The sequence below is a fragment of the Paenibacillus sp. FSL R7-0210 genome (assembly GCF_038009085.1).
Classification (GTDB): Bacteria; Bacillota; Bacilli; order Paenibacillales; family Paenibacillaceae; genus Paenibacillus_AQ; species Paenibacillus_AQ silagei.
In genome coordinates, this window is record NZ_JBBPAR010000001.1 from 4,777,045 (window position 1) to 4,789,470 (window position 12,426).

At 50.3% G+C, this 12,426-nt stretch carries 10 protein-coding genes; 2 read left to right on the forward strand and 8 right to left on the reverse strand.

The window, feature by feature from the left end; all coding sequences use genetic code 11:
- Nucleotides 1–31: 31 nt before the first annotated feature.
- Nucleotides 32–661: a YfbR-like 5'-deoxynucleotidase gene (locus MKY64_RS20115; protein ID WP_036727757.1), complete on the reverse strand. Its 630-nt coding sequence runs from the start codon at nucleotides 659–661 to the stop codon at nucleotides 32–34.
- A gap of 297 nt (nucleotides 662–958) precedes the next feature.
- Here MKY64_RS20115 and MKY64_RS20120 point away from each other — a divergent pair, with 297 nt between their 5' ends.
- Both MKY64_RS20120 and MKY64_RS20125 read left to right on the forward strand, forming a co-directional pair.
- Nucleotides 959–1,177, forward strand: coding sequence for a PspC domain-containing protein (locus tag MKY64_RS20120; RefSeq protein ID WP_339222989.1), 219 nt, complete (start codon nucleotides 959–961; stop codon nucleotides 1,175–1,177).
- Nucleotides 1,178–1,239: 62 nt separating this feature from the next.
- Nucleotides 1,240–1,911, forward strand: coding sequence for a PspA/IM30 family protein (locus MKY64_RS20125; RefSeq protein ID WP_340955319.1), 672 nt, complete (start codon nucleotides 1,240–1,242; stop codon nucleotides 1,909–1,911).
- Between the two features lie 68 nt (nucleotides 1,912–1,979).
- Here MKY64_RS20125 and MKY64_RS20130 read toward each other — a convergent pair whose 3' ends face one another.
- The 7 genes from MKY64_RS20130 to MKY64_RS20160 form a co-directional block, all read right to left on the reverse strand.
- Nucleotides 1,980–3,608, reverse strand: a complete 1,629-nt coding sequence (locus MKY64_RS20130) for a glycoside hydrolase family 13 protein (protein ID WP_340955321.1) — start codon at nucleotides 3,606–3,608, stop codon at nucleotides 1,980–1,982.
- A 5-nt stretch (nucleotides 3,609–3,613) separates the two neighbouring features.
- Entirely contained in the window at nucleotides 3,614–5,335 is a 1,722-nt protein-coding gene (locus MKY64_RS20135) for a glycoside hydrolase family 66 protein (RefSeq protein ID WP_340955323.1), read from the reverse strand.
- 43 nt (nucleotides 5,336–5,378) lie between these two features.
- Nucleotides 5,379–6,953 (reverse strand): ABC transporter substrate-binding protein, encoded by a 1,575-nt coding sequence (locus MKY64_RS20140; RefSeq protein ID WP_340955325.1) that lies wholly within the window; start codon nucleotides 6,951–6,953, stop codon nucleotides 5,379–5,381.
- An 89-nt stretch (nucleotides 6,954–7,042) separates the two neighbouring features.
- Entirely contained in the window at nucleotides 7,043–7,921 is an 879-nt protein-coding gene (locus tag MKY64_RS20145; protein WP_036727749.1) for a carbohydrate ABC transporter permease, read from the reverse strand.
- Between the two features lie 12 nt (nucleotides 7,922–7,933).
- Complete coding sequence (locus tag MKY64_RS20150) at nucleotides 7,934–8,896, reverse strand: ABC transporter permease (RefSeq protein ID WP_340955327.1); 963 nt, start codon at nucleotides 8,894–8,896, stop codon at nucleotides 7,934–7,936.
- Between the two features lie 75 nt (nucleotides 8,897–8,971).
- Nucleotides 8,972–10,597, reverse strand: a complete 1,626-nt coding sequence (locus tag MKY64_RS20155; RefSeq protein WP_340955330.1) for a response regulator transcription factor — start codon at nucleotides 10,595–10,597, stop codon at nucleotides 8,972–8,974.
- A 3-nt stretch (nucleotides 10,598–10,600) separates the two neighbouring features.
- The gene (locus tag MKY64_RS20160) at nucleotides 10,601–12,355 is read right to left on the reverse strand and encodes a sensor histidine kinase (protein ID WP_340955332.1); all 1,755 of its coding nucleotides are present in this window, start codon (nucleotides 12,353–12,355) and stop codon (nucleotides 10,601–10,603) included.
- Nucleotides 12,356–12,426 lie beyond the last annotated feature (71 nt).

Genomic DNA, 12,426 nt, shown 5'->3' on the forward strand with positions numbered 1-12,426 from the left:
ATATATGTATGAAAAAAGAGCCACAGCTCCTCTACAGAGCCAGCGCCTCTTCCGTAATCTGTCTGATATCAATCGGAGACAGTGTCTCCTCGTTCACCATGTCCGGCAGAATCTCTGCCAGGAAATACTCGACACACTTAAGGTCAATATGTTTGATCTTGATCAGGGCATTGCGGTACATCACCACGAACTCCTTCTCCGTGTTGCCTCTTTGCAGCTCGGCGAAGGCCTCATACACCTGATCCATCTTATCCGCAACCTCCAGAATCAAGCCTTCTAGCGACTCGTCCTTGCCTTCGCGCAGCTGCTGGTAGAAGATGCTTTTGAATTCGTCCGGGATATGCTCCTTGATGAAGTTGTCGATCATGCCCTCCTCTACCTGCTGGATCAATGATCTGAGCTGGAGCGAGGAGTGCTTCACCGGCGTTTTGATATCCCCGATAAAAATCTCTCCGTAATCATGGCTGCTCGTGATCTCGTACAGCTTCTTCCAGTCGATCACCGCGCCGTGCTTCTCTTCAATATCCGCCAGCGTCTTCGCGTATTGCACGACCTTCCAGGAATGGGCCGCAACGCTATGCTCCTCGAATTTGAATTTGCCCGGACAGCGGATAATGCGCTCCAGCTCATTCAGTGAGCGAAAATACTTGTGAATTCCCATGGCTAGTCCTCCCGTATGTTAGTTAGGCTACGCTAGAGTTCAGTCTAATCCTCCAGTGTTAACCCCGGATGAACCTCAGCACCCCATTGTGTAAAATCCGCACGGCTGCGCGCATCTAACGTTTTTGCCCGGCCTCTCCCCGTCCTATTGCGGTCCCCATCCCCGACTAAGGTCGGGAACAAAGAACAGTCTGCAGGCCGTTTTGCCAGAATGAATAATTACGTACAATACATACATAGACAACGGAAATGAACACGCCACACAGGCGGTCATCTAATATGAGAGGAAGATATCACTATGACAAAAAAATTAACCCGCTCCGTAACAGACAAGAAACTCACCGGTTTATGCGGAGGACTGGCCCGCTATTTCAAAGTTGATGCAACCCTTGTAAGATTGATTGTTGCTATCGCTACGATATTCAGCTTCGGCACTGTAGTCTTTCTGTATATTATCGGCAGCCTAATTGTTCCCCAGGAATCCTACGGCGGCTTCGATGATGGCTTCAACTACTAATTCCTTCTATTAAATACTTGCGTCATACCTTAACCAACCCACATAAAAAGGAGATCATTATTATGAGCATATTCCAAAGAATCACCACGTTAACGAAGGCTGCTATTCACGAAGGACTGAACAAGCTGGAAGATCCGATCCTGCTGACCGGCCAATACCTGCGGGATCTGGAGGATAAAATCGCAGGCGCCGAAGGCAAACAGCGTGAACTTAAGGCAGCAGCCAGTGTGCTGGAGCGCCGGATCTACGAATACAAGGTGCTCGCAGAGCGCAGTGAAGCGGAAGCAGTCCAGTTCATGAGCGAGGGTAATGAACCCGCTGCCCGCACTGCGGTAATGGCTAAGCTCCGCTACACAGAGAGCGGACAGGAATGCACCGCCGGACTTCAAGAGACACAGGCAGCACTTTCCTCGCTGGAGGTACAGCTTGCCGGTGTTAAGGAAGAACATACGCGCCTCAAAGCCAAAAGAGCCGAGCTGGCTGAACGTGCCCGCAAAGCTGCGGAGATCAAGCAGTCTGCACAGGCCAGCGCATCATGCTCCCCGGCCGGATACGGCGGACAGGTGCTGAACGCGGGTGCCGCAGCACGCGGGTTCGAACGGATGGAAGACAAAATCGCCATGCAGGAAGCACTGGCCGAGCAATCCGGTCTGGCTGCAGCCGCAGCAGCTCCTGAATCCCCGCTGAACAGCGCGGTTGAAGCCGAGCTGGAGCGCCTCCGCAACCGCAAATAAGCTGACGGTGTATAGTAAGCAATAAGGCTGCCTCCCTTTTTATCAGGGAGGCAGCCTTGTTTTGGTGTCTAGGCAAGTACGACAGCAAAAGCTTCATAAGGCCGTAATTGCAGCTGCTTGAAGTCCACATCATCTCTGGAGTAGTTGCCGATAATGAATCCGGCGTGACCTAGCTCCGGCAATTCCAGTGTGATGGGCTCCCCGCTGAAGTTGGCCGTTACCAGCCAGGTCTGTCCTTCATAGCGGCGGAAGTACATGAACACTTGATCCGGAACGCCGGTCACCAGTTCGAAATCGCCCCATACCACAATTGGGTTGTTCTTCCGCAGTTCAATCAGCTTACGGTAGCAATGGAACACCGAATCCGGGTCCTTCAGATTCGCCTCCATATTAATTTCCTTATAATTCGGATGTACAGGCAGCCATGGCTCTCCGGTTGTAAATCCTCCGTTACGGGTAGCATCCCACTGCATCGGAGTCCGGGCGTTATCTCTTCCCTTCGCATTAATGGAATGAATGATAGCTTCCTTGGCGTATCCTTGCCCGATCCGTTCATGATACATATTGATGGCCTCAATATCCTGCGCTTCGCTGATATCCTGAATCGGATAATTGGTCATTCCGAGCTCCTCGCCCTGATAAATGTAAGGCGTACCCTTCATCAGGTGAAGGAGTATGGCGAACATTTTGGCGCTCTGCACACGGTACTGCTTATCGTTGCCCCAGCGCGATACAATTCTCGGCAAATCATGATTGTTCCAGAACAGGCTGTTCCAGCCCTCGTTCCCCAGCTCGGTCTGCCATTTCGCCAGCACCTGCTTCAATTCGCTGACATCCAGAGGCTTCAGATCCCACTTCTCTCCCCCGCCCTGCTGATCCAGACCGATGTGCTCGAACTGGAACACCATCGACAGCTCCTTACGGTCCGGGTTGGAATAGAGCTTGGCTACATCCGGAGTCGCCCCCCAGGTCTCTCCCACCGTCAGAACATCATGCGCTCCGAAGGTCTCCCGGTTCATCTCCTGCAGATATTCATGCAGCTTCGGACCATTCCCTGTGATCTCCTGATCGGGAATTTTGCCGACCAGATCAATGACATCCATGCGGAATCCGCCGACGCCCTTATCCAGCCAGAAATTCATCATGTCCCATACCTCTTGACGGACCTTGGGGTTCTCCCAGTTCAGATCCGGCTGCCTGCGGCTGAACAAATGCAGAAAGTACTGGCCGCTCGCTTCGTCAAGCTCCCAGGCCGATCCGCTGAAGGTTGAACGCAGGGAGTTGGGAACCCGGCCGTTGACCGGATCACGCCAGATATAATAGTCACGGTACGGATTATCCCTTCCTTTGCGGGCCTCAATGAACCATGGGTGCTCGTCCGAGGTATGGTTGACGACCAGATCCATAATAATCCGGATATTGCGCTGCCTGGCCTGCTCGATTAACTCATCCATGTCATCCATCGTTCCGAATTCGGTCATAATATCCTGGTAATCGCTGATATCATAGCCGTTATCGTCATTGGGTGATTTGTATACGGGACTAAGCCAGATGGCGGTAATGCCAAGCTGCTCCAGATAGTCCAGCCTGCTGATTATCCCCCTGAGATCGCCGATTCCATCCCCGTCGCTGTCCTGAAAGCTTCGGGGATAGATCTGATATATTACAGCTGTCTGCCACCATTTCGTATTGTTCAAGCCAATCACTCCTGTAAGCTAAATTTAACTACAACCATGGACCAGATGCGCAGGGACGGCAAAGTGAATCTGGCCGCAAGTCCTTGCCCGTGAGGAACCACCTCATAATCCAGGACAATCACTTCCTGGGCCTCATCATCCGGGTTGGCCGTGTAAATGCATTCAATCGGCTGTTCGATCAGCAGTGTGCACACCACATCATTTTGAGCTTCAGGCCGCTGTTGCTTGCCATGCTCCCAATAATCATCTTCAAGCCCGGCAAGATTAATCAGCTGCAGAATCTGATAGCCCGGCTTGCGCTTAATGATCGTCCAGACCGAGTCAATATCTCCGTTCGGGGCAAATGGCACCTTGCCTTCGAAGGTAATCTCGGTGTTCACCCCGGCGGTATAGGTATAAGACACATCTTCCAGCTCTGCATCCTGGATCAGCACCCCAAAACGCACGATGAAATCATAGTAGCGTCTGACCTCGACGGCAAATTCAGGCCGCATCACTGCATAATCGGGATAGTAGGGCATAGTCAGCATTCCATGATCCTCACCCAGCAAGAGGTGATATCCCCCGCTGGCGAATATGGAGGCCATCGTCAGCAGCGCCCCATTCTCAGCCCATTCCTTGTCATGTCCGGCTTCCGGGTAGAAGGAGGGCAGATAGGCGGAGAGAATCACCGGCTTGTGCGGGTCGAGTGAACGCGCATGATCGATCAGTCCTTTAAGCTCACGCAGCCGGACCACCGGCGGCCAGACTTCAATATATAGCGCCTCCTGATCCGCCGGGGCCGTCTTGTGTATAGGATAATTACCCACATTATTGAAAATAACCCCGGCCTCTGCCTTGATTTCCTTCACGGCCGCCTGCGTCCGGTTAATCAGAGCCGGATAACATTCCGCCAAATCGACCTGTTCTTCTTTTCCTGCGATCCGGCGCACGGCTTTCTTCGGAAAGCCATATTGATCCATATGAATTCCGTCGAATCCGGCATGTACGGCCTGACGGAACTGTTCAACAATATGATCGGTCCAAGGAGAATCCGGCGTAATATCCATAATATAGAATAGATCTATTAATTGAAACGGATCTCCCTGGCGATTATACAGTCCCCATTCCGGGCGTGCCTGCAAGAAGTCCTTAAGACTTGCATATACCGCTCCATAGGCCATGGCAGCCATCCCTTTATCGTGTACGGCTGCGATCTTTTCACGAACCACCTTATAGGACATCGTCCGTCCCATCGGATCAATAAATTCATCCTCTTTCGGAACCAGATCATCATGCCTGTACATCCAGTCATAGAACTGTATGACATTCAAGTGGAATTTGTTCATGCTGTCAACGTCACGGGTGTCTCCGGATTCTTCACTCCGGAAATCGCTTAGAAATCCATACCGTGGCGCCCGGCCCCAATGATCGGCAATATCGTAGGAGGTATAGGCGGTTGACACTACAGCTTCATTGCACAGAACTGTAGCCTTGACCCCGTAACCCGCCCACTCTGTAGCTTCAGTGAACAAGGGAACGGGCACTCTTTGTCTCAAGCCTGGTTCCGTACGGATGCTAAGTCTTGCTTCCGCAACCTGCTGCTCCAGCTTGTAGAAGCTGACCACCAGCTGCAGAACCGCTTTCTCCCCGGTCTCTACTTCAATAATAATACTGCCGGATTGGCCGGTTTTGTACTGGGCCTGATCCGGATATATATCTATATGTGTCAATACTCTATGGTCCATATGAATTCTCCAATCCTTGTAGATCGAGCTTGGTCACTTCGGCTTATTTCTTTCCATTTTCCGCCAGCCAGGCATCCAGCTGCTTTTGCGCCTCCGCGATGACTTTGTCTGCTCCAGCCGCTTTTTGTTTTTCCAGCATTTTAGGAAGAGACTCTTCCGGATCGAGCTGACCGGACTTCAGACCGTCAACAAAGGCTTTGTTGGCGTTGTCAATCGAGATCAATTCATTTTTTACCGGCTCCGCATCGAAGACAAATCCAAAGATCCGTGAAGGATTAGAAGACACCTGTTCGTTGAACTTCTCGTAGTTCTGGTATTTATTCGGATCTTCGCCTACACGGGTATAGTTGAGCATTTGATTGCCAAGCTGCCACATAATATCGTGATAGTAGCCGACATTATCTGTAGTTTTGCCTTCCGGCAGCGCAACTTGTCCGTCTTTGAGCACATAATGGGTTCCTTCAATCCCGAAGTTGAAGAGGGTCAGCAATTCCTTGTCCTTATAGAACAGGTTGAGCAGCATCATGGCACGTTCCGGATCTTGGGAGCTTTTTGAAATCGCATACATGGTTGCTGTCATTTTCCCTGTCTGCAAGCGGTCAATATTAAGCGGAATTTGCAGCATCTCACGGCCCGCTTTAATCGAACCATTCGGTGATACGGCTGCTGTGCCGATCTCCATATCCGCGATAATATCCATATCAGAGACAAAGGCGAAGCCCTTACCCGCTTGAATCTTCTTCCAGGCGTCCAGACCAGGTGTCAGCGCATCCTTGTTAATGTATCCTGCCTTGTACCACTTGTTGGTAAGCTTGGCAAGCTCCATATACCGCGGAGTCGTGTAGGAATTGATGACGGTATAATCATCTGCCGCTGTTCCCACGGTGTTAATCGCTGCAATACTCACAATAGAATCCAGATTCGTGGATGAATAGTACGCTTCGAGAGGAAAGCTCGGTGCTACCAGAGGCGTAATCCCCGGTTCGTTCTCCTTGATGGTTTGAAGCATGGGCTCCAGATCCTCGACTTTACCAGACTTCAGTGCAGTCAGATCAAATTTGTACTTGTCCACAAGCTCTTTGTTCAAGTAGACCCCTTGTGCACCGCCCAGCTCCTGGTGGGTATGAATACCGTATAGCTTGCCGCCGCGTTTAGCCGGCCCGTGATAGTCCTTCTCCACAGCTTCGATGTCCGGGCCGTATTTAGCGAGCAGATCATCCAGCGGCAGCAAGCCCCCTTTGGTCACCTGCTGCTGGAACCCGAGCCAATCCGCTGTAAACAGCAGGTCCATTTTGTCTCCGGAAGCCATCATCAGATTCGTTTTATCACTCCAGGCGCCCCAGTCGATGGGATTCAGCTTGACCGTCATGTTCATTTCCGGATAGGTCTTTGCCAGATAATCATTCATCGCATCCTGTACCCGCTGATTATCGTTTTGCGGCGCATCGGGGAATACCATTACAACTTCGTAAGGCTTCAATTCGGAGCTGCCCTCGCTTCCCGGCTGGACTGTGCCCCCCGGTGAATTCGCAGCATTATTCCCGCCGCAGCCGGTTACTAGGGCTGAAGTCAGCACAAGCGATGTCAATACAACAGAACTCTTTTTCAACCACTTCATAGATAATAGACCTCCCTGAATGATTCTGTATTCTTGCCTTTGTCCTCTAATTCTGAACTTGCTTATACTAATCCGGTCATATACCGGGATCAGCCTTTCACAGCGCCTACGGTAAGGCCTTTGACGAAATACTTCTGCAGGAACGGGAATACCAGCACCAGCGGTCCGATTGCAATCATCGCCATCGCCATCCGGATGGATTCAAGCGGCGTTGTGACCTGTGCGGTTGAGCTGTAAGCCTTATTGGCAATCGTCTGCAGGAACGAAGCGTTCATTAGGGTTTTGGTCAAAAGATATTGCAGAGAGAACAGCTTCTCATTCTGGATGAAGACCAGGCTTGTAAACCAGTCGTTCCAGTAGGATACGGTGGTGAATAACCCGATTGTAGCCATTACAGGCAAGGACAGCGGCAGAATAATGCTGAAGTATGTCCGGAATTCACCTGCACCATCGATCTGAGAGGAATCAATCAGGGAAGGCGGGATACTGTTCGTGAAGAAGGTCCGCATGATGATCACGTTGAAGCCGCCGATCAGCCCCGGAATGATAAGCGCCATCAGCGTATCCTGAACATGCAGGAACCGGGTGTAGACCAGATACCAGGGCAGCAAGCCGCCCGAGAACAGCATCGTGATCAGGATATAGAAGCTTAGAGCACCTCTGAGAGGAAACTCTTTCCGCGATAATGCATAGGCCATGGCCGAAGTCACAAACAGACTGACTACAACTCCAATCAGTGTTACCGAAGCAGAAACACCATAAGCCCGCAATATTTTTCCGGCATCTTCCAATAAATACTGATAAGCGACAAGGCTGAATTTGCCGGGCCAGAAGCTGTATCCATTCGCAGTTACCCAATCCTCATCAGCAACCGAGATCATAAAGATAAGCCAGAACGGGATCAGGCAGGCAAGACTGAACAATGACAGGACAATAAGGATAAAGGGATTGGTTCGTTTTTTCTGCATGGTGTTCTCCTTCTAGAACAAAGCATTTTCTTTGCTGAATTTACGGACAACCAGGTTGACGGTAATGACAAGTGTAAAGCCAACTACAGATTGCAGCAGCCCTGCCGAGGAGGCGAGTCCCGTATCCCCGGTAACCATTAACGCCCTGTATACATAGGTATCGATAACATCCGTTGTCTCCTTGATCATACCGGAGGCCATGGTTGCCTGATAGAACAGACCGAAGTCCGCGTTGAAGATCCGGCCGATCGCCAGCAGTGTCATGATGATGATGATCGGAGCGATCAGCGGAATCGTAATTTTCGTCATTTGCTTCCAGCGTGTGGCCCCGTCAATGACGGCCGCTTCATAATATTCAGAGTCTATCCCGACAATGGCTGCCAGATAGACGACGGCCGAGTAACCCACACCCTTCCAGGTGTTAACAATGGTCAGGATATAAGGCCAATGCTCTGCTTCCGCATACCAGTTTCTAGGATCTATTCCGAAGGGCTCCAGAATGAATTTATTGATGAATCCCAGCTCCGGATTCAGAAATCCATACACGATATAGCCGACAATGACCATGGAAATGAAATTGGGCAGGATCACTGTGCTCTGAAAGAACTTGGAGGCAAACTTATTTTTGACCTCGTTAAGGAGAAGTGCCAGCATCACTGCGAGTATCGTATTGATGATCAGGAAGCTAAGGTTGTACAGCAAGGTATTCCTGATGATCAGCCAAGCGTCGTTCGAAGCAAACAGAAACTTAAAGTTGTCTAGTCCGATCCATTTGCTGCCCCAGATTCCTGACGTATAATTCAGGTCCTTGAAGGCGAGGAAAATACCGAACATGGGCAGGTAGTTATTGATCAGCATCAGCAGCACACCGGGCAATGCCAGCACGACCAAGGCCCTGTACTTCCATATGCTTTTCCATTTTGAGCCAGGCCGCGAGCTGCCTGATTGTGCCGTTAGTGCTTTTTCCGAAGCCATAGTTCCACACCTTCTTATTGGGTTATGGCTTCATTATAAGGAGTTGCCTGCAGCTGCTCTGCCGTTTTTATAACCTTAATCTATTCGTTTTGTGACATTGCGGTATTCCTGGGGATTGACGTCGAACTGCTTGCGGAACATTTTGGTGAAATGGGAAAAATTGCTGTAGCCTACCTGCTGCGCGATCGCGCTGACCGGCATATCCGTGGTGTCCAGAAGCTCGCGTGTGCGGTCCATCTTCACCGAAATCAGGAAATCAATCAGGTTCTGGCCGGTCTCTTTCTTGAACAGCCTGGAGAGGTAAGCCGGGTTCAAGCCCGCATAATCAGCGACACTGGACCTGGAAATCTCTTCCTCCACATTCTGCTGGATGTAGCGGATGGACCGCTCAATCACACCGCCCTTCTCCTGCCGCTCAAATTCCGCTTCCATGACCGCCGATACAATTCCTTCCGCCCAATGCCTGTATTGAAGCAGTCCCCGTATCCGGGCGGTTGTCCAGTCTGGAAACAGAGCTATGCTTCCCGCATTGATTCCTCTGACCTGCAGGAAGTGATATATAATCTGCAGGGTATCCTGATGCAGGGCGTCCAGATGTCTTCCCTGAAAAGAAGGATTGGCTTCCAGCTTCGCTGTCAGATTATGAATGAACTGCACAGCGGACTCACGTTTGCCGTTCAGCATATAAGAGATCAGATCACCCAGCAGGATATCCTCCGAATTAGAATTGGCGGACAGCATCTGATCCTGTGGTAAGTATAAGAGCACGGATTGGGTCCGGGAGATATTATCACGCTCCATGGTCTTTAGACTTTCACACATTCCCGGCAGCTCCTGGATGGGTTTGAACGAACCGACATAGCAGGTTACGATGCTGTAGAACAACTCCTGGCAAGCTTGGATGAAACGTTTACCTGTGGCCGTGAGCTGCTGAAGGCTAACCTTCTTAGCCGCAGGTCCTCCCTCCACACCTCCGGCATACAACAGAATGAACAAAACCCCGCTCTTATCGGTGATGGCCTCCCCCGGATGCTCTTCTGTAAAACATTCCTCCGCCGCTTTCTTCACAGCATACTCCATGATTTCCTGATCACGCGGGCTGAGCGGTTTGGACCACTCCTCAATACTGATCAGAATCGGGAGCACCTGATCGTCAGGATTTAACCCTACCCCTGCACCCGCCAGCTCCCGGTCAAAGAAATCCCCGAACGACAGGATGCTGCGGGACAGCAAATCCTGCCAGAAGCGTTCTACACGCTTCGGCTTTTCCTGTTGCCACAGATTCAGATACTTATGATACATCTGGTTGTAGGACTCATACTCTTCCTTCTCACGGATGGCCGCCATCATCCCCGATACAGTTGACAACAGCTCCTCTGTGTCAACAGGCTTCAGCAAGTAATCAAAGCTCCCGAGGTTCACGGCTTTCTTGGCATAGGAGAATTCGGAATGACAGGTCAGAAATATCGATTCCGTCCAGGGAGAGTGCTCCCGCACCCAGCCAACCAGTGAAAGTCCGTCTTCATCCGGCATCTCAATATCACAAATCAGGAGTTCTATTCTCTGATCCTTCAGCAGCTCCCTGGCCTTGTCGGCCCTGTTCGCCGTCAAGACCTCTTCAATTCCATACGCCTTCCAGTCACAGCAGTAGAGCAGCCCCTCCACAGCGAATTGTTCATCATCTACAATCAATAATCGCATGGCTCATCGTTCTCCTTCTGTATATTCTATAGGCAGGCTAAGCCGCACACGGAATCCGGACGGCTGATTGCCGCTGAAGTGAATTTCGGCTCTCCCCTGATAGTTCATAGCCAGTCTCTGTTTCACATTCCAGATCCCGATATGTCCTTCATCTGTGGCCGGGGTATAATCCGGTGCATTCAGCTCCTGCAGCTTCTCTGCACTGCTGCCTTTTCCGTTATCCGAGATTTCAACGATCATGGTATCGGCCGCTTCTTCTGAGAGACCCGCCGAAATCTCCAGATAAAAGATCTCAGCCTTCAGACTTATGCCGTGAAGCATGGCATTTTCTACAAAGGGCTGTACGATCAAGGACGGTATGGAGGCGCGGCTAAGCTCATCGGCTACGGTGATCTGAAACTCAAACGACTGCTGGTAGCGCATCTTTTGAATTTCAAGGTAATTGCGGAGATGTTCAATCTCTTGCCCCAATGTAATATGGTTATTCTTGACCTGAAGCATAAAGCGGAAATACTGCACGAGATGCCGTACGGTCTTTTTGACCAATTCGAAACGTTTCAGATCGGCAAGCTGAAAAATAATATTGAGTGTATTCAAAAAGAAGTGCGGATTAATTTGCAGTTGCAAATGCTTCATTTCGGCCTTTTGCGCATTAATCCGCTCCTCATAGATATCAATTCTCAGATCTTGAATTTCCACAACCATGTTATTAAAGGCCTGATTCAGCGCCTGGAACTCCACCAGATTAGAATCGGGAAGCTTGGTTTCCATGGCGCCGTTGCGGATCCGGTGGATGCCGCTCAGCAAATCCAGAATCGGGCGGATGACCATACTGCGGAAATAATATAAGTAAACCAGTAAAATGAGCAAAATAACAAAAGGCAGGACATTAATAATCGTCTGGAAGGTATTGAGTCCCTGGAGCAGCTCGGAAGCGGGGATGACCACAGACAGATTGATTCCCAGGGCGGAGGACTGGCTGGACACCACAAACCACTTCAGGCCATCATGCGTAAACGAAAAGGAAGAATTCAGATTCATCTTCTCACCCGGCAGCTTGAAGTCGTAGCCCATGGAGGCCGATGGACGGGTTAAGATAATCCCTTCATTATCCACAATCAGCACATCACCGCCCGATTGCAGGTTCAGATTGCCCAGCGGTGAGCGCATAGAGTCGATTCGGATCAGAGCACCAATACAAGCGGTATGGCCCAGATTATTGCTGACGGTCCGGTTTAAATAGTACTCTCCGGCAATATTAACGATCGTCCATTTGTACTGGAGCGACTCCAGATGATCTTCATTCTGAACCTTAGCCGTGATCCAATCCCTTATCTGGTCCATATCATCCTCTGTCGTTCCCAGTACATTGGATAGTGTCAAGGTATCATTAACTCCGGAGTATAGATAGAACATGTCCACGCTATGGTAATAGGCCTGGTAGGCCTGATTTCTCTGCATAATCCCCATACGGGCAAAATAATATTCGGATTCAGTCAGCCCCGGCTGATTCAATTGAAGGAAATTCACATCATGATCGACAATATCGACCAGATTAATCGTAATGTCCTCCAGACTGCTCTCCATCATCTTAAGATTGGAGTTGACCAGATTCTGATAGGATCTGGATACCTGATCGAGTACAATTCCCTTGGCATAATATCCCCCGGCAAAAAGAACCGCGAGGAGCGGAATCGTTATTGCAGCAGACAGCTGAATCAGTCTTGCGCCCAGCGAGTTCTTCCTGTTTTTCATCATGGATCCTTTCTGCAACAGAACATAAGAAAGAGTCACCTCAGTGACCCTTATCCTATGACCTTATTTGCGGA

Coding starts and splice junctions, on each gene's coding strand:
- MKY64_RS20140 (WP_340955325.1), bottom strand. CDS start 6,953: ATGAAGTGGTTGAAAAAGAGTTCTGTTGTATTGACATCGCTTGTGCTG.
- MKY64_RS20145 (WP_036727749.1), bottom strand. CDS start 7,921: ATGCAGAAAAAACGAACCAATCCCTTTATCCTTATTGTCCTGTCATTG.
- MKY64_RS20120 (WP_339222989.1), top strand. CDS start 959: ATGACAAAAAAATTAACCCGCTCCGTAACAGACAAGAAACTCACCGGT.
- MKY64_RS20125 (WP_340955319.1), top strand. CDS start 1,240: ATGAGCATATTCCAAAGAATCACCACGTTAACGAAGGCTGCTATTCAC.
- MKY64_RS20135 (WP_340955323.1), bottom strand. CDS start 5,335: ATGGACCATAGAGTATTGACACATATAGATATATATCCGGATCAGGCC.
- MKY64_RS20160 (WP_340955332.1), bottom strand. CDS start 12,355: ATGATGAAAAACAGGAAGAACTCGCTGGGCGCAAGACTGATTCAGCTG.
- MKY64_RS20150 (WP_340955327.1), bottom strand. CDS start 8,896: ATGGCTTCGGAAAAAGCACTAACGGCACAATCAGGCAGCTCGCGGCCT.
- MKY64_RS20155 (WP_340955330.1), bottom strand. CDS start 10,597: ATGCGATTATTGATTGTAGATGATGAACAATTCGCTGTGGAGGGGCTG.
- MKY64_RS20115 (WP_036727757.1), bottom strand. CDS start 661: ATGGGAATTCACAAGTATTTTCGCTCACTGAATGAGCTGGAGCGCATT.